This is a genomic window from Pararhodobacter sp. CCB-MM2 (assembly GCF_001691415.1).
Classification (GTDB): Bacteria; Pseudomonadota; Alphaproteobacteria; order Rhodobacterales; family Rhodobacteraceae; genus Pararhodobacter.
Genome location: NZ_LRRR01000012.1, coordinates 95,206 through 115,226 on the forward strand (window position 1 = coordinate 95,206; position 20,021 = coordinate 115,226).

The window sequence follows — 20,021 nt, forward strand, 5'->3', positions numbered from 1 at the left end:
GCGCCCCCCGTCCACGGCTGCCCACAAAGCACGACACTCATCGGGCATCCTCCGCGATCAGATGGAAGAACGTCCCGCTGACCGTCCCGCGCACCGATCCCGTCTCGGGCACCGCAGCGCCCTCGGCATCCGTCACCCGCGCCAGCACTTCGTCCGGTTGTTCGAGGATCGTCGAATAATGGAATTCATGCCCCCGCAGGACCGCCCCCGCGCCATGCCCCGGCATCCCGGCGACCAGCTCGGCCCGGCGATAGCCCAGATGCATCTTCCGTTTCTCGTAGCTGGTGACCAACCCCAAGAGCCCCGCCATCCGGTGCCGCACCCCGTCCTTGTCAATCAGCGCCTCGCCAAGCGCCATATAGCCCCCGCATTCGCCATGCACCGGCTTCACCGCCGCATGCGCCCGCAGCCCGGTCCGGAACCGCTCGGCCCCGGCCAGAACCCCCGCATGCAGCTCAGGGTAACCGCCCGGCAGCCAGACCAGATCCGCCTCAGGCGGGGCCTGATCGGCGAGGGGCGAGAAGGGCAGGATCTCGGCCCCGGCCTTGCGCCAGCCCTCGACGAGATGCGGATAGGCAAAGGAAAACGCCGCGTCCTGCGCCAGCGCGATGCGCTGTGCGGGCGGGGTCAGGCGCAGGCCCGTAGGGTGGGTTTTCAACCCACCATCCGCGGCCGCCTTGATCGCGCCAAGGTCCACATTCTCGCGCAGAAACGCCGCGTAATCGGCAATCGCCCGGTCCAGATCCGGATGCTCGACCGCCTGCACCAGCCCCAGATGCCGCTCCGGCAGCTTCAGATCGCCGCGCCGGGGCAGCACGCCTAGCACCTTCATCCCGGCGGCCTCCATCCCCAGCCGCGCCAGACGCTCATGCCGGGGCGAGGCCACGCGGTTCAGGATCACGCCGGCAAACGGCAAGTCCGGCCGATAGGCGCGGAAGCCCAGAGCCGTCGCCGCCGCCGATTGCGCCTGACCCGAGACGTCGATCACCAGCACCACCGGCCAGCCCATACGCGCCGCCGTCTCGGCGGACGACCCATGCCCCAGCGCGCCCGGAAAGGCCACGCCGTCATAAAGCCCCATCGACCCTTCGGCGACGCAGATATCGGCCCCCGCCGCCTCGCCGGCGATGGCATCAAGCAACCCCTCGCCCATCGCCCAGCTGTCGAGGTTGAACGAGGCCCGCCCGCAGGCCGCGCGGTGGAAGGCCGGGTCGATGTAATCCGGCCCCGATTTGAACGGCTGCACCACCAGCCCCTCGTCCGAGAGCGCGCGCAACAGCCCCAGCATGACCGTGGTCTTGCCGGTGCCCGAGGCGGGGGCCGAGACGAGGAGCCCCTTCATTCCTTGGAATCCGCGTAGACCGACTCCGCCGTCTGCGGCCGGAAGCGCCGGTCGTAATCGGTGGCGTAGAGGCAGCTCTCCTCGAACCCCTCGCCCGCCAGCGCCGGGCCGACAAGGATCAGCGCCGTGCGCTCCATCGAGCCTGCGACCAGCGCCTCGATCGTCCCCAGGGTCCCGCGCACGATCCGCTGTTCCGGCCATGTCGCCCGCCAGACCACGGCGACCGGGCAATCCGCGCCATAGGCCGGGGCCAGCTGCGCCACGGTGTTCTCAAGATTGTGGATCGACAGATGGATGCAGAGCGTCGCGCCGGTGGCGGCGAAATTCTCCAGCGTCTCGCCCTCGGGCATGGCGCTGGCGCGGCCCGGCGTCCGAGTCAGCACCACGGATTGCGCGAGGCCCGGCAGGGTCAGCTCGCTCCCCAACGCTGCGGCCGCGGCAGCAAAAGCGGGCACGCCCGGCGTCACCGTGTACGGAATGCCCAGCTCACGCAGGCGCCGCAACTGCTCGCCCATCGCGGAATAGACTGACAGATCGCCCGAATGCAGCCGCACCACGTCCTGACCCGCTTCATGCGCCTCGGCGATCACCTCCATGATCTGGTCCAGCGACAGCGGCGCCGTGTTCACAATCCGCGCGCCCTCGGGGCAATGACCCAGCACAGCCTCAGGCACCAGCGAGCCCGCGTACAGGCACACGGGGCTTGCCGCGATGATATCCCGGCCGCGCAGGGTCAGAAGGTCCGGAGCGCCCGGTCCGGCGCCGACGAAATGGACGGTCATGCGGTCTTTCCTTTCGCAGGAGCAGAGCTGGCGAAGGCACAGGTTGCCAGCCGGTCGGGTGACACCATGCGCGGGCCCAGCAGATACGCGCCCGGACCCGCCGCGGCAAGCGCCGAGGCCTCGGCGACCGAACCCGTGCCGCGCGCCGCAAGGCTGGCCTCGGACTGGGTGGCGGTCTCGGGCAGATGGCCTGCGGCATCCGGGGTGACGTCGATCAGGGGCAGGTGCAACAGGTCCGCCAGCGGGCGCAGGGTCTCGGCCTTGTCAGCCAATGTGGCCAGCGCCTCGGGTTGTACGCGGGTGGCCAGCGTCACAGCATCTAGCACCGATCGCAGCGAGCCGAGAGTCGCCGCCGACGTAAAGCCGAACCCCGCGACGATCACAGCGTGACGTTCCATTGCACGATGGGATAGGCCGATTTCCAGCCCCGGCGCGATCCCAAGGGCTGCGATTCCGCCAGCTCCACCCGCAACAGGCTCCCGCCCTTCGCGGCATGGGCCATGGCCAGCATCGCCTCGGATTCCAGCGTCACCGCATGGGCGACCAGCCGCGTGCCCGGCTTCAGCAGCGCATAAAGCTGATCCAGCAGCGTCTGAGACAGCCCGCCGCCGATGAACACCGCATCGGGCAGCGGCTGGCCCTGCAGGACCTCCGGCGCGCGCCCCTCGGCGATCACCAGCCGATCCACGCCCAGCCTCAGCGCATTCTCCCGCGCCCGCGCGGCGCGCTCGGGATGTCCCTCAAACCCGATGGCACGCAGCGAGGAATGCGACAGCAACCACTCGATCCCGATCGAACCCGAGCCCGCGCCGATATCCCACAGCAACTCGCCCGGCCGCGGCGCCAAGACCGACAGCGCCAAAGCCCGCACCGGCCGCTTGGTGATCTGCCCGTCATTGGCAAACCACTGATCCGCCCGCCCGGAAGCCGCGCCCATCACCGCGCCATCGCCCGCGATCTCGATGGCCACTGCCACCGGATGCTGCACATTCTCCAGCGCATAGCCCTCGGCCATAACCCGGCGCACCCGCTCGCGCGGCCCGCCCAAGGCCTCCAGCACTGTCAGCGCCGAGGTTCCGAAGCCCTCACTCGCGAGATAGCCGGCCAGTTCCACCACCGCCGTTCCGTCGCGCAGGGTCACCACCGCCCGCGCCCCCGGCGCCAGCATCGGCCGCAACCGCGACAAGGGCGCCGCGTGCAGGCCCAGACAGGCCACGCCCTCCAACCCCCAGCCCAGCCGCGAGGCCGCGAGCGAGAAACACGACGCCCCCGGCAGCGCCACCCATTCGCCCGCCGCCAATTCCCGCGTGACCACCGTCCCCGCCCCGAACCAGAACGGATCGCCCGAGGCCAGCATCACCACCCGCCGCCCGCGATAGCCCATCAGCACCGGCAACCCGTCCGCAAACGGCACCGGCCATGCGACCCGCTCCGCCGCCACCGCCGGCAACAGCGCCAGATGCCGCGCCGGGCCCATCACCACCTCGGCCGCGTCCAGCGCGGCGCGGCTTGCATCCGTCAGCCCCGCCGGTCCATCTTCGCCCAAACCCAGAATGGTCAGCCAGGGAGCCTCAGCCATGACAAACGTCCTTCTCCTCGGCGGCACGATGGAGGCCAGCGCCATGGCCAAAGCCCTGGCCGAGGCGCAGATCCCAGCGACCCTCAGCTACATGGGCCGGGTCGAGCGCCCGAAGCCGCAGCCGATCCCGGTCCGGATCGGCGGCTTCGGCGGCGTCCCCGGTCTGGTGCAATACCTCAAGGATCACGCGATCACCCATGTGATCGACGCGACCCACCCCTTCGCGGCGCAGATGAGCACCAACGCTGTCACGGCCTGCGCCGATACCGGCACGCCTCTGGTCGCCCTGACCCGCCCGGCTTGGACCCCTGGCCCCGGCGACAACTGGCGCAGCGTCGCGGATATCCCGGCGGCGGTGGCGGCGCTCGACGGCCCGGCGAAGAACGTCATGCTGGCGATCGGCCGAATGCATGTGCACGAATTCGCGCCCCAGCCCCAGCACACCTACCTGCTGCGCCTCGTCGACGAACCCAAGGAACCCGCGCCCCTGCCGAACCATACCGTCGTCGTCGACCGCGGCCCCTTCAGCTCTGACGCCGACGAGGCCCTGATGCGCGACCACAAGATCGACCTCGTGGTCTCGAAGAACGCCGGCGGCACCGGCTCGGTCTCGAAACTCGACGCCGCACGCAAACTTGGCCTGCCGGTCCTGATGATCGACCGCCCCAGCCTGCCCCCGCGCCACGAGGTCCACGACATCGCCGACGTCCTCACCTGGCTCTCGGCCTAACCCATCTTCGTTCCGAAAATATCCCGGGGGGAGCCGAAGGCGGGGGGCAGCGCCCCCCAAAGCCGAGCGAAGCGAGGCTTGGTCGCCCGCCGCGCCCGCGTCAGCGGGCAAGAAGGGCGAAACTCCTCGCCTCATGCGCTTCTCGGCGTGTACAGGATCGGGCCCCGCGGCGTGTCGATCACCCGCGTCGCGGAATTGCCGACGATCACCATGGTCCGCATGTCGGCCATCTCGGGCGTGCACTCGGTCAGCGGCACGATCCTGAGCGCCTGCTCGGGGGTCGAGACCGCACGGGCGAACAGCACCGGGCGGTTGTCGTCACAGGCCTCGCGCAGGATCTCCAGCGTGCGGGCAAAGCCCTCGGGCCGGGATTTCGAGCGCGGGTTGTAGAAGGCCATGGCGAAATCCGCCTCGGCGGCCAGCCGCAACCGCTTCTCAATCAGCGACCACGGTTTCAAATTGTCCGACAGGTTGATCGCGCAGAAGTCGTGTCCCAGCGGAGCACCGGCGGCCGCCGCAGCCGCCAGCATCGCGGTGATGCCCGGCAAAACCCGGATCTCCAACGCGCGCCAGTCCTCGGGCCCCGCTTCCAGTGCCTCGAACACGGCGGCGGCCATGGCAAAAACCCCGGGATCGCCCGAGGAGACAACGACCACCTTCTTCCCCTCGGCGGCCATCTCCAGCGCGTGGCGCGAACGGCCGAGTTCCACCCGATTATCGGACGCATGCAACGTCAGCCCCTCGCGCGGCGCGATGCGGGCGACATAGGGGATGTAGCCGACCACATCCGTCGCCTCAGCCAGCGCCTCGCGCACTTCCGGTGTCACGAGGCTTTCGCGGCCCGGCCCAAGGCCTGCAATCACCACCCATCCGGTCATGGCCGACGCCCCTGTCCGTGGATCATCGCAATGGAAAAGTACGGGGCCTTTTCCACATCCGACAGCTTTACCACCCGCTCATCCGCCATCGCGGCGTATTCCACGAGCCAGGCATCGCCCATCCGGCCCGCCGCCTCGACGGCGCGTTTCAGCTTCGGCAGGTTCTGACCGATTTTCATCACCACCAAGGCGTCGGTCCCGGCGATGCGGGCTTGCAGGTCCGGTTCGGGCAGCGTTGCGGGGGCCACTGTCAGCACGTCATCGCCCCAGGTGATCGGCGCGCCGGTCGCGGTCCAGGCGGCGGACATGCCGGTGATGCCGGGCACGACGCGAACCGGCACATGGGCCTCCAACCGCGTGAACAGATGCATGAACGAGCCGTAGAAGAAGGGATCGCCCTCGGCCAGCACGACGATATCCTCGCCGGTCTCGGCCAAGCTGCGCAGATGGGCGGCTACTTCTTCGTAAAATTCCGAAAGACAAGCGGCGTAGCGCGGATCGGCCAGCGGGATCTCGGTCGTGACCGGGTAATCCATCGGGAATTCGACCACGTCGGGGCGCAACATCCCCTCGACGATACGGCGCGCCTGACCGGGCTTCCCGGCCTTGCGGAAATAGGCGACATGCGCAGCACCCCGGATCAGCCGGTCGGCGCGCACGCTCATCAGATCCTGCGCACCGGGGCCGAGGCCCACGCCGTGAACGGTCCCGCTCATTCCTTGCGGCTCGCGATGGCGTTGATCGCGGCGACGGTGATGGCCGAGCCACCCAGGCGCCCCTCGACGATGCAGGACGGCACCGGCTGGACCTGCCACAGCGCGTCCTTCGATTCCATGGCGCCGACGAAGCCGACCGGGCAGCCGATGATCGCCGCCGGGCGCGGGCAATCGGGGTCTTCGAGCATGTTCAAAAGGTGGAACAAAGCGGTCGGCGCGTTGCCGATGGCGACGACAGCGCCTTCCAGATGCGGACGCCACAGCTCCAGCGCGGCGGCGGAGCGGGTGTTTGCCATCTCCTTCGCCAGTTCCGGCACCCCGGCGTCATGCAGGGTGCAGATCACCGCGTTGTCGGCGGGCAGGCGGAAGCGGGTCACGCCCTCGGACACCATGCGCGCATCGCAGAGGATCGGCGCGCCGTTCTCCAGCGCCGTGCGGGCCGCCACCACGAAGCCGGGCGACATCTTCACGAATTTCTCCAGACCGACCATCCCGGCGGCGTGGATCATGCGGACGACGACCTGTTCCTCGTCGGCGTCGAACGCGGCCAGATCGGCCTCGGCGCGGATCGTGGCAAAGGACTGGCGGTAGATCGCCGCGCCGTCGGTCTCATAGGTCCAGGGCATTCATTTCGCTCCGAATTGGGCGAGCACATCCTCGGCGCTCAAACCGTGTTGGGTCAGGGGATCGCCCGCGCGGGCATTCTTTGCGACACCGTATGCGCCGTTTTCACCGACGATGACGACATCGGCCGAGGCGGGACGGGCACAGCCCTTGGCACAGCCGCTGACATGCAGGCGGCCCGGCACATGGGGGGCGAGGGCCAGCGCCAAGGCGCGGGTCTCGACGGTGGATTGCGGGCAGAAGGGCGCACCGGGGCAGGCATCAACGCGCAGGGACGGCGTGTCGGCCTCCCACACAAGGCCCTCGCGCGGGCCGGGACGGCCGTCGACCAGCAGCACCGCGCGCCAAGGCGTGACGCGCAGCGCGCGGGCTTCGCTTTCGACAACGGCGGTGGCGAGGTCCGAGGCCTTCACCTGCCCGAAGGCACAGCCCAGCACCGTCCCCAAGGCATGTGGGCCGGAACGCAGGGCCTCGCGGCGCGGGGCCGGGGCGAGGCTTTGTTCGGCCCACCCGGGCAGCGGGGCCTCGTGGCGTGCCATGCGCCCGGCCTCGGCACCGCCGCTCTCGATGAACCAGTGGCAGAGGCGGATCAGGGTGTCGATCTCTTGCCCGGGGGCGAGCGGGATGCCCATGCCCAGCCCCTCGGGCCGCAGGATCAGCCCGCGCTGGCGCGAGCGTTCGATGCGGAAGTCGGACGGCACATCGCGCAGCACCGGTCCGGGGCCAGCATCAATGGCAAAGCCCATCTTCGGCGGCAAAGCAGGCAGTTCCGACAGCCGCGCCATCAGTTCCGAGGCGAGGCGATGGGTATCCCCGCCGTCGGCCCAGGTCGGCGCGGTGACGATGTTGCGGCGGGTCTCGGTCTCGACATCGGGGTCAATGAGATCAAGCTCGGTCAGTTCGGCCAGCAGATAGGGCAGGGCCGCCTGCGTCACGCCGCGCAGCTGCAGGTTGGCGCGGTTGGTCAGGTCCACCAGCCCCGCGCCATGTTCCTCGGCGGCGGAGCACAACCCCAGCACCTGATCGACGCTCAGCTGGGCCAGCCGGGGCCGCACGCGGACGACATATCCGTCGCCCGAGAGCATCGGGCGCAGCGCACCCGGACACCAGCCTTTCACCTCAAAGCTCATGGGTCAGCCCAGCCAGAATGGAGTTTCTCCGTGTGGACCAGAGCCCCGCCGCGTGCAAGTCGGCAAAACGCGCCTCCATCGCCGCCAAGGCCTGCGGGTTCTCACGCTGGAGGAAATCGCGGACGTCCTCTCGGCCCAAGGTCGCCTCGTGGTAGAGGTCGAACAGTTGCGGCGGCACGGCGGCGGCGAGATGGGCGAAGGCGCCGAGGTGATCGAGCGTCGCGGCGATCTCGGCCGCGCCCCGGAAGCCGTGGTTCATCATGCCGTCGATCCACTTGGGGTTCGCGGCACGGGCCCGGACGACGCGGGCCAGTTCCTCGGTCAGGGTGCGGGCCGCGGGTTTGGACGGGTCGCGCGCGTCGAGGTGATAGAGCGCGGCCTTGCCGCCGGTGATCTTCTGGGCGGCGGCGAACCCGGCCTCATGCGCGGCATAGTCGGCAGCCAGCAGCAGGTCGGTCTCGGGCAGGTCCTGCAGGTGGACGAAGGCATCGGCATGGCGCACGCGGGCTTTCAGCCCCTCGGCATCCATCTCGCCGGTGTCGAGCGCATGGGCGCTGGCTTTCAGCCATGCCTCGCCCGCCGCGTGACGGGCCTCGTCGCTATAGGTGTCGGGCGTCTCGCCCATCGACAGACCATAGGTGCCAGGTTTCGGGCCATAGACGCGGCTCAGATCCTCGCTGCCGGCGTAGGGGTTCCAGTCGGGCGCCTCGTCGCGCGCGGCGAGCGCTTTCACGGCGGTCGAGAACAGGGCCGAAAGCTCGGGGAAAACGTCGCGGAACAGGCCCGAGACGCGCAGGGTCACATCCAGACGCGGGCGGTCGAGTTCGGCGATCGGCAGGATCTCGACGCCGTTCACCCGGCCGGAATCGCCGTCCCAGACGGGCTTCGCGCCTAAGAGATGCAGCGCCATGGCGAATTCCTCGCCCGCCGTGCGCATCGTGGCGCTGCCCCAGAGGTCCACGACCAGCCCGCGCGGGTAATCGCCGTGGTCCTGCAAGTGGCGGCGCACCAGTTCCTCGGCCAGCTTCACGCCTTGGGCATAAGCGGCGCGGGTCGGCACAGCGCGGGGGTCGGTGGTGAACAGGTTGCGCCCGGTCGGCAGCACATCCTTGCGGCCGCGCCATGGGGACCCGGAAGGGCCGGCGGGCACGAAACGGCCGGACAGCGCGCGCAGGAGGCCGTCGGTTTCCGAGGCGCCATGCTCGCCGGTGCCGAAGATATGCAGCCCCTCGCCGAACTGGCTTTCCTTCACGTCGCAGACGAAGCGGTCGATGCGGGTGATCGCTTCGGCCAGTGAGGTGGCGGTGGTCAGCCCCAGCTCGGCCTCCAGCCCCAGCGCCTGAGCCTCGGTGCGGATGTCCTGTTGCAGGCGGTTCCGGCGCGAGGGATCGAGGCCGTCCGCGTTCGAGAATTCGTCGAGCAGCCCTTCGAGATGCGTCATCCCCGCGCCCGCCTGCGCCTCGGTCATCGGGGGCGGCACATGGCCCAAGGTCACCGCGCCGATGCGGCGTTTGGCCTGCGCGGCCTCGCCGGGGTCGTTGACGATGAAGGGGTAGATCACGGGCAGGGCGCGGGTCAGGGCCTCGGGCCAGCACGCGTCGGACAGGGCGACGGATTTGCCCGGCAGCCATTCCAGCGTGCCATGCGCGCCGATATGCACCAGCGCATCGGCCTGCTGTTTCAGCCAGAGATAGAAGGCGACATAGGCATGGCGCGGGGTCTTGGCGACGTCGTGGTAATCATCCTCACGGGCGCGCGGCGTGCCCCGTTCGGGCTGCAGCGCGACCCATGCCTTGCCCGCGCGGATGGCGGCGAAGCGGAAGGCGCCGTCGTGGATATCGGGGTCGTCCTCGGGGTCGCCCCAGGCGGAGTGGACGTCCTCCTGCAGCGCTTGCGGCAGGGCGGCCAATGCGCGGCGGTAGTCAAACACGGGCCATTCGACGCGCTCGGTTTCCAGCGCCTTGGGGTCTGCCTCCGTGATGTCATGGCCCGCCTCGCGCAGGCTTTGCAGGATCGCCTGAGCCGAGGCGAGGGCATCGAGGCCCACCGCATGCGCCATCTGCCAGCCCTTGCCGGGATAGGTCGACAGCACCAGCGCCGGGCGGCGTTCGGCAGTGGGCGTGGTGGCCAGCCGGTGCCACGCCTGCACGCGGGCGACCAAGGCGGCGATGCGCTCGGGCTCCGCGCGGTGATGGGTGCGGGCGAATTGCAGGTCGGGGTCGGGATCGGCGGCGCCCTTGAAGCTGACGATGGAGCCGAAGATGCGCCCGTCGACCTCGGGGAGCACCACATGCATCGCCAGATCGGCGGGCGAGAGGCCGCGGTCGCTCTCGTCCCACGCCTTGCGCGGATTGGTGGCCAGCGCGACCTGAAACACCGGCACGCCGGCGGCATCCAAAGGCGAGGCGCCGCCGTCCTGCGCCGAGAAGGCGGTGGCGTTGACCACGGCAGCGGGGGCGAGGTGTTTGACCCAACGCGCCAGCCAGCCGCGCGCCTGTGGGGCCTTCAGGGACGGCGCAAACAGGCCGATCACGTCATAGCCGGCCGCGTCGAAGGCCCGCGCGATCTGCTCCAAGGGCTCGGTATCGGCGGCGGTCAGATAGGCGCGGTAGAAGGTCAGCAGCACGCGGGGGCGGGTGCCGAAGGACAGGGCCGCCGGGCAGGTCACGCCGGCGGGGGTCCAAGCGCCGACCTCGGGCGTCGCGCGCACGCCCTTGACCGGCGGGGCATAGAGCCCGCACGCCAGCGAGAATTGCTGCAACGCCGCCTGCGCCGCCACCGCGCCGCCCTGGTCGCACAGATGCTGCAGGCGCCGCAGGGTCGAGACGGGCAGGGTGCTGACCTCATCCAGACGCGGATCGGGACGGCCATCGGCGGGTAGAACCGCGATGGCGAGGCCCGTGCGCGTGGCCAGAGCCTGCACCTGTTGCAGACCGTAGGACCAATAGGGCACGCCGCCGATCAGCCGGATCAGCACGCCCTTCGCACCGGACAGCGTCTGCTCGATATAGGTATCGACCGAGAGCGGATGCTTCAGCGCCGACAGATTGGCCAGCCGCAGGCCCGGCAGCTTGCCCTTGGCGCGATGCCACCCCGCCGCGAAAGCGCCAAGGTCGGAATCGGAGAAGGACAGCACCACCAGATCCGCGGGCGTCTGCCCCAGATCCTGCGGCGTTGCCGTCTCCTCGAGCCCGTGGCTTTCGCGGAAGAGGACGTGCATCCCTACCTCTTACAGACCCAGCGCCGCCTTGATCGCGGCCTCGTCGATGCGGTCATGCTCGGCGATGACCACCAGCGAGGTCTGGCGCGCCTCGCCCGGCTTCCACGCGCGGTCGAACTGGTGACGCACGCGCGCGCCCACCGCCTGCACCAGCGCGCGCATCGGCTTGCCCGTGACCGCGACATAGCCCTTCACCCGCAGGATATCGAGATCGCGCGCCATCTGCTCGATCTTGCCACACAGCGCGGACAGGTCGTCCACCTCGCCCAGCTCGACAACGATGGTGTCGAAATCGTCATGCTCGTGGTCATCGTGCCCGTCGTGATGCGAGGGGCGGGCGGCGAGGTCGTCCTCGGCGGCCGCTTCCAGCCCGAGGATCACGCGCGGATCGACGGCGCCTTCGGTCACATCGACCACGGGCAGCGGGCGCGGGGCCTCGGCGGCGATCACGGCGCGGGCGGCGGCAAGACCCTCGGCCCCGGCGAGATCGGCCTTCGTGAGCAGGATCACGTCGGCACAGGAGATCTGATCCTCGAACACCTCGGACAGCGGGGTCTCATGGTCGATCGAGTCATCAGCGGCGCGCTGGGCGTCCACGGCGGCGACATCGGGGGCGAAGCGACCGGCGGCGACAGCCTCGGCATCGGCCAGCGCGATCACGCCGTCGACGGTGATGCGCGAGCGGATATCGGGCCAGTCGAAGGCCTTGAGCAGAGGCTTCGGCAGGGCAAGGCCCGAGGTCTCGATCAGGATGTGATCGGGGCGCGGCTCCATCGCCAGAAGGGCCTCGACGGTCGGCACGAAATCATCGGCGACGGTGCAGCAGATGCAGCCATTGGCCAGCTCGACGATGTTTTCCTCAGGGCAATCGGGGATCGCGCAGGATTTCAGGGTCTCGCCATCGACACCCAGCGTGCCGAATTCATTGACCACGACCGCCAGGCGACGCCCGCCGGCGTTGCGGATCAGGTGCGAGATGAGGGTGGTCTTGCCCGAGCCGAGGAAGCCGGTGATGACGGTGACGGGGACTTTGTTCAGGGTCGACATTCAGGCCTCCAGCGGCGGGATTCGGGCGATGCAATTCTTGCGGAAATGGTCGGAGCGTTCGCGCCACGGCACGAGGCCATCTGCTGCGGCGCGGAACTTGGCGGCGCCGTCGGTGACGGTCTCGGCCTGCTCGGGCGCGAGATTGCCGTAGACATAGGTCCAGCGGCCCGGCCCGCGCAGGGCCACGGTGCAGCCGCGGGTGCAGTTGGACAGGCATTCGGTCTCACGCAACACGACACCCTCGGGCATCGCGCCCGACAGCGCGTCGGCCAGAAGGCGGCCGGGGCGCGGGGCGGCGGGGTCCATGCCGTCCCTCTTGCAGGTCACGCAGACCAGAAGTTCGACCGTCTCGGTCATCCTGTACTTTCTGGCGGGGATAGGGTGCGGGCGCCGACAGGCTTGACCCGACACCGGAACACCCCGTCCGGCTGGTTGTCTCACGGCGCTGGCAGGTCTCCCGGCTTGCGGAGTTCGGCTCTCGCCGCGGCCCCCCGCCTTCCCGGTTTTCACCAGTGGCGATGGAGGGCCCCTCCGGTCACGGTCGCGGGGGCGGCTGCGCTTTCAGGTTGACCCCGGTACGCATTCCCTTTTCACCTGCCCACAGAGGACAGGCACCAGCCCTGCGGACATGCGCCGCGGGGCCGTTCAAGTCAAGCAAGGATGCGACGCGATGCAGGATGACGCCGACAACAGCGCCGATGTGGACGCCGAAAAGCACAAGGCCAAGATGCAGAAGATCAAGGCCGCGCGCGACCGGATGAAGGAAGACCGGCAGGGCGAGAAGGGCCTGATCATTGTGCATACCGGGCCGGGGAAGGGGAAATCCTCGTCCGGCTTCGGCATGATCCTGCGCTCCATCGCGCATGGCATGCCCTGCGCCGTGGTGCAGTTCATCAAGGGCGGCTGGGATACCGGCGAGCGCCGTCTGCTCACCGAGAATTTCGGCGAACTGTGCCAGTTCCACGCGATGGGCGAGGGCTTCACTTGGGAGACGCAGGACAAGTCCCGCGACATCGCCGCCGCCGCGCGGGGCTGGGAGAAGGCCAAGGACCTGATCCGCGACCCTGAGATCCGCATGGTGCTTCTCGATGAGATTAACATCGCCCTGCGCTATGATTACCTCGACCTGCAGGAGGTTCTGGACTTCCTGCGCGACGAGAAGCCCGAGATGACGCATGTCGTCCTGACCGGCCGTAACGCCAAGCCTGAGCTGATCGAGCTGGCCGATCTGGTGACCGAGATGACGCTGGTGAAGCATCCGTTCCGCGCGGGGATCAAGGCGCAGGCTGGGGTCGAATTCTGAGCTGAAGCGCAGGCTAGAAAGGAAGAAGGGGGCTGTCTGCCCCCTCGGGCTTCGCCCTCACCCCCGAGGATATTTAGAGAGTAAAGATGCGCGCTTTGCCGGCGCGATCTGGACAACTTTACTCAAATTTGTCCCATCTTTGCTCCCTAAATATCCCGGGGGTCCGGGGGCAGAGCCCCCGGTCGCCGGTCCCGTCAGAGAACGAAGTCGAAGGTTCGATCCAGCGGCAATTCCCGTGCCCTTGTCCCGGTCAGCGCAAACAGCGCGTTGGCCAGTGCGGGCGCGGCGGGAGGGGTGCCGGGTTCACCGACACCACCGAGATGCGGGTTCGTTTGCAGCGCCCGGACCTCGATGGCCGGCGCGCCGGAAATGCGCAGCCCGTCGGTGTCGGGGAAATTCCACTGCTCGACCGCGCCGTCGGCAAAGGTGATCTGACCGTGCACGGCCGCCGAGAGGCCGAAGATCATGCCGCCCTGCATCTGCGCTTCCAGATTGACCGGGTCCAGCACCACGCCGGGATCGCAGACGATCCAGCCACGGGTGATGCGGATCCGGCCATCCTGATCCTCGACCTCGATCACCTGCGCGACCGGCGTGCCGAAGCTCCAGCACATGGCGACGCCCATTGCCGTGCCCGGGCGGCGCGGCTGGTCCCAGCCCGACATCTCGCGCACCGCTTCCAGCACACCCGCCGCCACCGGGCTTTCGGGGCGCACCAGCTCCAGCCGGAAGTCCATCGGGTCGCGACCGGCGGCATGCGCCATCTCGTCGATGAAGCTTTCATGGATGAAGCCATTGTGGCTGGAGCCGACCGAGCGCCAGAAGCTCACCGGCAGCGGGAATTCGGCGGTATAGCCGCGCACCCGGTAGCTGGGGATCCGGTAGGGTTGGTCGAAGAGCCCCTCGACCAAGGACCGGTCGGGGCCGCCGCCGGGGAAACCGAACATCCGCGGCACGACCTGCGCCATCAGGCTCTGCCCGGCAATCTGCGCGTCGAACAGCTTCGCCGCGCCGCCCTCGACCACGCCACGCAGACGCGCCACCACGGCGGGGCGGTAGAGGTCATGCGTCATGTCTTCCTCGCGCGACCAGGTGACCTGCACCGGCACGCCGGGCATCTGCCGGGCGACGCGGGCGGCCAGGTTCGAGTAATCCGACTCGCCCCGACGCCCGAAGCCGCCGCCCATCGCCGTCGTGTGCACGGTGACCTTGTCGCGGTCGATGCCTGCCCCCAGCGCGGCGGCGCGTTGCTGCACCAGCGGCGCCTGGTTCGGGGCCCAGAGGGTCAGCGCGCCATCCTCGAACAGCGCGGTGGCGTTCTGCGGCTCCATCGGCGCGTGCGAGAGATAGGGCAGGCGGTATTCGGCGGTGATCTCGGTGCCCGGCTGGGTCTCGGGCCCGTCGTCGCGCATGGTCGAGTTCGGGCTGTCGTCGAAGGCCGCGGCGATGGTGGCGAAGATCGCCTCGCTGTCGGCAGGGTAGTCGGCCGGGGCCCAGTCGATCTCGACCGCCTGCGCGCCCTGGAAGGCGGCCCAGGTGTTGCGGGCAATGACCGCGATGCCCCCGTCGATATCGAGCACCTGTTCGACGCCGGGGATCTCCAGCGCGGGGGCGGGGTCGAACCGCCGCATCGCCCCGCCGAGATAGGGGTTCATCCGCACCGTGGCGAACTTCATCCCCGGCAGACGCGTGTCGATGCCGTAGGATTCCGTTCCCGTGACCTTCGCCAGCATGTCGCGGCGCGGGCGCTCGGTGCCGAGGATCTTCCAATCCGCCCGGCGCCGGGGTTCCACCTGCGGCGGCTCCAGCGTCGCGGCTTCCTCGGCCAGTTCCGCATAGGGCAGACGGGTGCCGTCGGGGGCGATGACCGCGCCGCCTTCTGTCGTCAGCTGGTCGAGGGCGACCCCCAGCCGCCGCGCCGCCACCATCTTCAGCGCCTCACGGGCCGAGGCCCCGGCCAGCCGCATCTTCTCATAGCCGTCCTTGATCGAGGTTGAGCCACCGGTGATCTGCGTGCCCAGCAGCTTGCCGACCTCACCCAAAGACTCTCCCACGGCGCGCAGCCAGGAGGATTGGTTGTAATCCGCCCCCGGTATCGCCGATTCCAGCATCGCCTTGTTGTAATAGGCGGCCGAGGCCGGGCCGTGGGCGAGCGTCACGCTCTCCCAATCCACGTCCAGTTCCTCGGCGACCAGCATGGCCAGCGTCGATTGCGCGCCCTGACCCATGTCGGCCCGGCCCGAGACGACGGTCACCCCGTCCTGATCGATGATCAGGAAGGCGCTCATCGCCGAGCCTTCCTCAGGATGCAGCGGGTTGGGGATCGGTTGACGGACCTTGTAGACACCGAAGGCCACGCCCCCGGCAACGGCGGCAGCGCCGACAAGGAAAGCGCGACGGGTGATCTTGCCGATACGACTCACAGCGAGGCCTCCTGCATCTGGCCGGCCGCGTCATGGATCGCGGCGCGGATGCGGTTGTAGGTGCCGCAGCGGCAGAGATTGCCCGACATGGCGGCGTCGATCTCGTCATCCGAGGGGTTCGGGTTTTGCGACAGCAGATCGGCGGCCTGCATGATCTGGCCCGACTGGCAGTAGCCGCATTGCGCCACTTGATGGCGCAGCCAGGCGGTTTGCAGGACGTGCAGCGCGTCGGGCGTGCCCAGCCCCTCGATGGTGGTGACCTCGCCCCAGGCGTCGCCCAGCGTCACTTGGCAGCTGCGCACAGCCTCGCCGTCGATATGCACGGTGCAGGCCCCGCAGGCGCCCACGCCGCAGCCGTATTTGGTGCCGGTCAGCCCCAATTCGTCGCGCAGGACCCACAGCAGCGGGGTCTCCTCGGGCGCGTCGATCTGGCGCGCGGTGCCGTTGATGGTCAGAGGTATCGGCATACTGCCCTCCCGAATCATGTCGCCTGACAATATGAACGGAAAGTGTCAGTGTGTAAATTGACAAAATAGACGGATAGTGTCAGAGCTTCAGCATGACAGCGCAGACCCAGCCTTTCGACGAAGACGATCCCCGCCGTGCCAGCATCATGGCGGCGGCGACCGAGTGCTTTGCGCGCTACGGGTTCAAGCGCACATCGATGGAGGATATCGCCAAGGCGGCGGGCATGTCGCGGCCGGCGCTGTACCAGCATTACCGCAACAAGCAGGACATCTTCCGCTCACTGGTGATCTGGTATTTCGAGGCGACGATGGCCCGGGTGGCGGCGGCGCTGACGCCCGGTCTGGACCCTGAGCAGGCCCTCGCAGCGGTCTTCGCGGCCAAGATGGGGCCGGACATGAAGCTGCTGTTCGATTCGCCGCATGGCGAGGAGCTGCTGGATGCGAATTTCTCGACCGCCGCGGATATTGCCGGCAAGGGCGAGGCCGAAATCGCCCGTCTGATCGCCGAATGGCTGGCGGCCGAGGCCGAGGCAGGGCGCATCCGTCTGCCGGATGGCGATGCGGTGGCGTCGGCTCAGATCCTTGTGGCGGCGCTGGGCGGGTTGAAGACGCCGGGCACCTCGTTCGACGAGATCTGTGCCCGGCTGAACCGGCTGGCCACGCTGTTCGGGCGTGGCCTGAGGCCGTGAGGCTCAGATCACCGAAACGCGGGTGCCGATCTCGACACGATCATAGAGGTCGATGACCTCCTGGTTGATCATGCGGAAGCAGCCCGACGAGGCCGCGCGACCGATCGACTGCCAGCTGGGCGTGCCGTGGATGCGGATGCCCTCGTCCGACTGGGTCGCCAGCGTCCGCAGGTACAGCGCGCGTGCGCCCAGCGGGTTCGACGGGCCGCCGGGTTGGCCGTCCGCGTATTCCGCAAGACCCGGATCGCGCTCGATCATATTGGCGGTCGGCGTCCAGGGCGGCCATTGCGCCTTGTTGTAGACCACGGCCTCGCCATGCCAGCCCAGCCCCTCGCGGCCCACGGCGATGCCGTAGCGCAGGGCATAGCCCCGGCGCAGCACGAGGTAGAGCGAGCGCTGGTCCGGGTCGATAACGATATGGCCGGGCTCGTATTCCAGCTCGAACGGGACGACCTGACGGCGCAGACCGGCGGGAACTTCCTCGATCGGGACGGCTGGCAGGTTGAAGCCGTTGTCGACGCGCGGGCCGTAGTCGATCGGGTCGAAGACGGGGGGCTCGTCGTTCATGACGCACCCCGCCAGAGGGGTGACGGCAAGGCCGGCAAGCAGCGCGCGACGGGTCAGGACAGGCATGAGATACTCACAGAATCAGGCGGAATGGATCGGTGGCAGGTACAGAAACAATGCCCCCGCCACCAGTGGGGTTCCAGTCACAAAGCAGAAATCCGCCCTATTCCCCTTACAGCGAGGTCCGCAGCGCCCAAAGTTCGGGGAACAATTGCACCTCCAGCATGCGCCGCAGATAGCTGACCCCTGCCGTGCCTCCGGTGCCGCGCTTGAAGCCGATCACGCGCTCGACGGTGGTGACATGGTTGAAGCGCCAGCGGCGGAAGTAATCCTCGAAATCCACCAGCTTCTCGGCCAGCTCATAGAGCTCCCAGTACTTCGCCGGATCGGCATAGACCTCGCGCCAGGCCGCCTCGACCGCGTCGGATTGCGCCCAGGGCTGGCGCAGATCACGGTCCAGAACCTCGGTCGGAATGTCGAAGCCCGCCTCGGCCAGGGCCTTCACCGCCACATCATAGAGCGACGGCTTCGCCAGCTCCGCCTCCAGCGCGGCGGTCAGGTCGGGGCGATGGGCATGCGGCTTCAACAGGGCGGTGTTGCGGTTGCCGACGGCATATTCCACCAGCCGATACTGCCACGACTGAAAGCCCGAGCTTTCACCGAGGGCCGCGCGGAAGGTGGTGTAATCGCTGGGCGTCATCGTGCGCAGCACGTCCCAGGCGCTGTTCAGCTGCTCGAAGATCCGCGCCACGCGGGTCAGCATCTTGAACGCCTGCCGCGTCTCGCCAGCCCCCAGCCGATCGCGCGCCGCGCCGATCTCGTGCAGCGCGAGCCGCATCCACAGCTCCGAGGTCTGATGCTGGATGATGAACAGCATCTCGTCATGCGCGTCCGATCGCGGATGCTGCGCGGTCAGGATCGCGTCGAGGCCGAGGTAATCAGTATAGGACATGCGGCCGTCAAAGGCCATCTGGGCGCCCTCGCGGGCCGGGTCATAGGCGGTGCTCATCGTGAGGCTCCGTTGAATGCGTAAAGGAAAGGGAGGGTCTCAGCCCGCCGCCCGTGCATTCAACTTACCCACCATCGCCAACCGCTTCCACAGCGCGACCCATCCGGCCGGGCGACAAAGCGGCGCCGCACCCGCCCCATCTTTACTCCCCAAATATCCCGGGGGGAGCCGAAGGCGGGGGGCAGCGCCCCCCTCCCACGTCCTTACAGAGGCGCGCGCCCGGATCACGTCACCTTCGCCCGCGTCTTGAACTCGGGCCGGTCCCATTCGGCAGTCGCCATGATCTCGGCGAGGATCTTCACCGCGCCCTCGACGTCCTCGAAGGCGGTATAGAGCGGGGTGAAGCCGAAGCGCAGGATATCCGGCGCGCGGAAATCGCCGATCACGCCGCGCGCGATCAGCGCCTGCATGATCGCATAACCCTCGGGATGGCGGAAACTGACCTGAGAGCCACGCTGCGACGCGTCGCGCGGGGTGGCCAGTTCCAGCGTCGGGCAAGTGGCCTCGACACCGGCGATGAAGGCCTCGCACAGCTCGATCGAGCGGGCGCGCAGATCGGCGATCTCGACCCCGTCCCAGACATCCAGCGCGGCATCCAAAGCGGCGAGTTGCAGCACCGGCGGGGTGCCGACGCGCATCCGCTCGATGCCCGAGCCGGGGCGGTAATCCAGATCGAAGGCGAAGGGCTTCTCATGGCCCAGCCAGCCGGACAGCGCCGGGCGCACGGTCTCGGCATGGCGCGGCGCGACATAGATGAAGGCCGGGCCGCCGGGGCCGGAATTGAGGTACTTGTAGCTGCAACCGACGGCGAAATCGGCGCCGCCTTCGGCCACCTTCACGTCGGTCGCCCCGGCGGAATGCGCCAGATCCCAGATCGCCAGCGCGCCGACCTCATGCGCCTTCGCGGTCAGCGCCGGCATGTCGTGGCGACGGCCGGTGCGGTAATCGACCTCAGTCAGCATCAGCACGGCGACCGTGTCGTCGATGGCAGCGGCCACGTCCTCGGGGGCGACGGTCTTCAGGCTGTACTCCGGCCCGAGGGTCCGGCACAGCCCCTCGGCCATGTACAGGTCCGAGGGGAAGTTGCCGGTATCCGACAGGATCACCCGGCGCTTGGGGTTCATCTCCAGAGACGAGGCGAGCGCCTGATAGACCTTGATCGACAGCGTGTCGCCCATCACGACATGGCCGGCCTCGGCGCCGATCAGCCGGGCGATGCGGTCGCCGATACGGGTCGGCAGCTCCATCCAGCCGGCTTTGTTCCAGCCGGTGATCAGCATCTGGCCCCATTCCGCAGTCGCCGCCTGCTGCAGCCGCGCGGGCACGGCGCGGGGCAGGGGACCCAGCGAGTTGCCGTCAAGGTAGATTACCCCCTCGGGCAGATCGAACATGGCGCGCGTGGCGGAGAAGTCGGTGGGCATCGGCGGACCTCGTTGTCGGTTGCCCGGACGCTACGCCTTCGCGGCCATCGTTTCAAGCTTGAAGGATTTGGGCTGGATAAGAAAATGGGGCGCC

General features: G+C 68.7%; 19 protein-coding genes and 1 riboswitch. Of the genes, 3 read left to right on the top strand and 16 right to left on the bottom strand.

Annotated elements, in window-relative coordinates; genetic code table 11:
- Positions 1-37 precede the first annotated feature (37 nt).
- From BCY78_RS13470 to BCY78_RS13485, 4 genes are read right to left on the bottom strand one after another with little or no spacing between them, the layout of a single operon-like run.
- Positions 38-1,342 (bottom strand): cobyrinate a,c-diamide synthase, encoded by a 1,305-nt coding sequence (locus BCY78_RS13470; RefSeq protein ID WP_068302710.1) that lies wholly within the window; start codon positions 1,340-1,342, stop codon positions 38-40.
- Positions 1,339-2,124, bottom strand: a complete 786-nt coding sequence (gene cobM, locus BCY78_RS13475; protein ID WP_068302711.1) for a precorrin-4 C(11)-methyltransferase — start codon at positions 2,122-2,124, stop codon at positions 1,339-1,341. Before cobM ends, BCY78_RS13470 begins: the two co-directional genes overlap by 4 nt.
- A complete protein-coding gene (locus BCY78_RS13480; RefSeq protein ID WP_369808701.1) occupies positions 2,121-2,522 on the bottom strand; it encodes a cobalamin biosynthesis protein in 402 nt (133 codons plus the stop codon). The genes cobM and BCY78_RS13480 overlap by 4 nt, the downstream gene beginning before the upstream one ends.
- Positions 2,504-3,703 (bottom strand): bifunctional cobalt-precorrin-7 (C(5))-methyltransferase/cobalt-precorrin-6B (C(15))-methyltransferase, encoded by a 1,200-nt coding sequence (locus BCY78_RS13485; protein WP_068302716.1) that lies wholly within the window; start codon positions 3,701-3,703, stop codon positions 2,504-2,506. The genes BCY78_RS13480 and BCY78_RS13485 overlap by 19 nt, the downstream gene beginning before the upstream one ends.
- Here BCY78_RS13485 and BCY78_RS13490 point away from each other — a divergent pair.
- On the top strand, positions 3,702-4,433 hold the full coding sequence (locus BCY78_RS13490) for a cobalt-precorrin-6A reductase (RefSeq protein ID WP_068302719.1): 732 nt from the start codon (positions 3,702-3,704) through the stop codon (positions 4,431-4,433). The genes BCY78_RS13485 and BCY78_RS13490 overlap by 2 nt on opposite strands.
- 131 nt (positions 4,434-4,564) lie before the next feature.
- Here the strand turns inward: BCY78_RS13490 and cobJ are convergent, their stop codons facing one another.
- The 7 genes from cobJ to BCY78_RS13525 are packed head-to-tail and all read right to left on the bottom strand — an operon-like array spanning position 4,565 to position 12,405.
- On the bottom strand, positions 4,565-5,311 hold the full coding sequence (gene cobJ, locus BCY78_RS13495) for a precorrin-3B C(17)-methyltransferase (RefSeq protein ID WP_068302720.1): 747 nt from the start codon (positions 5,309-5,311) through the stop codon (positions 4,565-4,567).
- Complete coding sequence (cobI, locus tag BCY78_RS13500; RefSeq protein WP_068302721.1) at positions 5,308-6,027, bottom strand: precorrin-2 C(20)-methyltransferase; 720 nt, start codon at positions 6,025-6,027, stop codon at positions 5,308-5,310. The genes cobJ and cobI overlap by 4 nt, the downstream gene beginning before the upstream one ends.
- Positions 6,024-6,653, bottom strand: coding sequence for a precorrin-8X methylmutase (locus tag BCY78_RS13505; protein WP_068302722.1), 630 nt, complete (start codon positions 6,651-6,653; stop codon positions 6,024-6,026). Before BCY78_RS13505 ends, cobI begins: the two co-directional genes overlap by 4 nt.
- The gene (locus BCY78_RS13510) at positions 6,654-7,781 is read right to left on the bottom strand and encodes a cobalamin biosynthesis protein CobG (RefSeq protein WP_068302724.1); all 1,128 of its coding nucleotides are present in this window, start codon (positions 7,779-7,781) and stop codon (positions 6,654-6,656) included. It lies immediately after the preceding gene.
- Positions 7,771-11,001, bottom strand: a complete 3,231-nt coding sequence (gene cobN, locus BCY78_RS13515; RefSeq protein ID WP_068302726.1) for a cobaltochelatase subunit CobN — start codon at positions 10,999-11,001, stop codon at positions 7,771-7,773. The genes BCY78_RS13510 and cobN overlap by 11 nt, the downstream gene beginning before the upstream one ends.
- Before the next feature lie 9 nt (positions 11,002-11,010).
- Positions 11,011-12,048: a cobalamin biosynthesis protein CobW gene (gene cobW / locus BCY78_RS13520; RefSeq protein WP_068302728.1), complete on the bottom strand. Its 1,038-nt coding sequence runs from the start codon at positions 12,046-12,048 to the stop codon at positions 11,011-11,013.
- Positions 12,049-12,405, bottom strand: a complete 357-nt coding sequence (locus BCY78_RS13525; protein WP_068302729.1) for a DUF1636 domain-containing protein — start codon at positions 12,403-12,405, stop codon at positions 12,049-12,051.
- A 72-nt stretch (positions 12,406-12,477) separates the two neighbouring features.
- A riboswitch (cobalamin riboswitch) is annotated at positions 12,478-12,682 on the bottom strand.
- A gap of 36 nt (positions 12,683-12,718) precedes the next feature.
- Here BCY78_RS13525 and cobO point away from each other — a divergent pair.
- Complete coding sequence (gene cobO / locus BCY78_RS13530; RefSeq protein ID WP_068302734.1) at positions 12,719-13,351, top strand: cob(I)yrinic acid a,c-diamide adenosyltransferase; 633 nt, start codon at positions 12,719-12,721, stop codon at positions 13,349-13,351.
- 194 nt (positions 13,352-13,545) lie between these two features.
- On the opposite strand, the gene BCY78_RS13535 is transcribed toward cobO, so the two are convergent.
- Positions 13,546-15,774, bottom strand: a complete 2,229-nt coding sequence (locus tag BCY78_RS13535; RefSeq protein WP_068302735.1) for a xanthine dehydrogenase family protein molybdopterin-binding subunit — start codon at positions 15,772-15,774, stop codon at positions 13,546-13,548.
- On the bottom strand, positions 15,771-16,241 hold the full coding sequence (locus tag BCY78_RS13540) for a (2Fe-2S)-binding protein (RefSeq protein WP_068302736.1): 471 nt from the start codon (positions 16,239-16,241) through the stop codon (positions 15,771-15,773). The genes BCY78_RS13535 and BCY78_RS13540 overlap by 4 nt, the downstream gene beginning before the upstream one ends.
- 92 nt (positions 16,242-16,333) lie before the next feature.
- On the opposite strand from BCY78_RS13540, the gene BCY78_RS13545 reads away from it, so the two are divergent.
- The gene (locus BCY78_RS13545; protein WP_068302739.1) at positions 16,334-16,930 is read left to right on the top strand and encodes a TetR/AcrR family transcriptional regulator; all 597 of its coding nucleotides are present in this window, start codon (positions 16,334-16,336) and stop codon (positions 16,928-16,930) included.
- 3 nt (positions 16,931-16,933) lie between these two features.
- Here BCY78_RS13545 and BCY78_RS13550 read toward each other — a convergent pair whose 3' ends face one another.
- The 3 genes from BCY78_RS13550 to kynU all read right to left on the bottom strand — a co-directional run bounded on the left by BCY78_RS13550 (position 16,934) and on the right by kynU (position 19,927).
- Positions 16,934-17,563, bottom strand: a complete 630-nt coding sequence (locus BCY78_RS13550; RefSeq protein ID WP_068302740.1) for a L,D-transpeptidase — start codon at positions 17,561-17,563, stop codon at positions 16,934-16,936.
- A gap of 106 nt (positions 17,564-17,669) precedes the next feature.
- Positions 17,670-18,506 (bottom strand): tryptophan 2,3-dioxygenase, encoded by an 837-nt coding sequence (gene kynA / locus BCY78_RS13555; protein WP_068302741.1) that lies wholly within the window; start codon positions 18,504-18,506, stop codon positions 17,670-17,672.
- A gap of 224 nt (positions 18,507-18,730) precedes the next feature.
- Positions 18,731-19,927 carry a kynureninase gene (gene kynU / locus BCY78_RS13560; protein ID WP_068302742.1) on the bottom strand — a complete coding sequence of 399 codons (1,197 nt, stop codon included), beginning with the start codon at positions 19,925-19,927 and terminating at the stop codon, positions 18,731-18,733.
- Positions 19,928-20,021 lie beyond the last annotated feature (94 nt).

What these genes read in the sequence shown, in the direction of transcription:
- BCY78_RS13470 (WP_068302710.1), bottom strand. Translation starts at nt 1,342, where the DNA reads ATGAAGGGGCTCCTCGTCTCGGCCCCCGCCTCGGGCACCGGCAAGACC.
- cobM (WP_068302711.1), bottom strand. Translation starts at nt 2,124, where the DNA reads ATGACCGTCCATTTCGTCGGCGCCGGACCGGGCGCTCCGGACCTTCTG.
- BCY78_RS13480 (WP_369808701.1), bottom strand. Translation starts at nt 2,522, where the DNA reads ATGGAACGTCACGCTGTGATCGTCGCGGGGTTCGGCTTTACGTCGGCG.
- BCY78_RS13490 (WP_068302719.1), top strand. Translation starts at nt 3,702, where the DNA reads ATGACAAACGTCCTTCTCCTCGGCGGCACGATGGAGGCCAGCGCCATG.
- BCY78_RS13485 (WP_068302716.1), bottom strand. Translation starts at nt 3,703, where the DNA reads ATGGCTGAGGCTCCCTGGCTGACCATTCTGGGTTTGGGCGAAGATGGA.
- cobJ (WP_068302720.1), bottom strand. Translation starts at nt 5,311, where the DNA reads ATGACCGGATGGGTGGTGATTGCAGGCCTTGGGCCGGGCCGCGAAAGC.
- cobI (WP_068302721.1), bottom strand. Translation starts at nt 6,027, where the DNA reads ATGAGCGGGACCGTTCACGGCGTGGGCCTCGGCCCCGGTGCGCAGGAT.
- BCY78_RS13505 (WP_068302722.1), bottom strand. Translation starts at nt 6,653, where the DNA reads ATGCCCTGGACCTATGAGACCGACGGCGCGGCGATCTACCGCCAGTCC.
- BCY78_RS13510 (WP_068302724.1), bottom strand. Translation starts at nt 7,781, where the DNA reads ATGAGCTTTGAGGTGAAAGGCTGGTGTCCGGGTGCGCTGCGCCCGATG.
- cobN (WP_068302726.1), bottom strand. Translation starts at nt 11,001, where the DNA reads ATGCACGTCCTCTTCCGCGAAAGCCACGGGCTCGAGGAGACGGCAACG.
- cobW (WP_068302728.1), bottom strand. Translation starts at nt 12,048, where the DNA reads ATGTCGACCCTGAACAAAGTCCCCGTCACCGTCATCACCGGCTTCCTC.
- BCY78_RS13525 (WP_068302729.1), bottom strand. Translation starts at nt 12,405, where the DNA reads ATGACCGAGACGGTCGAACTTCTGGTCTGCGTGACCTGCAAGAGGGAC.
- cobO (WP_068302734.1), top strand. Translation starts at nt 12,719, where the DNA reads ATGCAGGATGACGCCGACAACAGCGCCGATGTGGACGCCGAAAAGCAC.
- BCY78_RS13540 (WP_068302736.1), bottom strand. Translation starts at nt 16,241, where the DNA reads ATGCCGATACCTCTGACCATCAACGGCACCGCGCGCCAGATCGACGCG.
- BCY78_RS13545 (WP_068302739.1), top strand. Translation starts at nt 16,334, where the DNA reads ATGACAGCGCAGACCCAGCCTTTCGACGAAGACGATCCCCGCCGTGCC.
- BCY78_RS13550 (WP_068302740.1), bottom strand. Translation starts at nt 17,563, where the DNA reads ATGCCTGTCCTGACCCGTCGCGCGCTGCTTGCCGGCCTTGCCGTCACC.
- kynA (WP_068302741.1), bottom strand. Translation starts at nt 18,506, where the DNA reads ATGAGCACCGCCTATGACCCGGCCCGCGAGGGCGCCCAGATGGCCTTT.
- kynU (WP_068302742.1), bottom strand. Translation starts at nt 19,927, where the DNA reads ATGCCCACCGACTTCTCCGCCACGCGCGCCATGTTCGATCTGCCCGAG.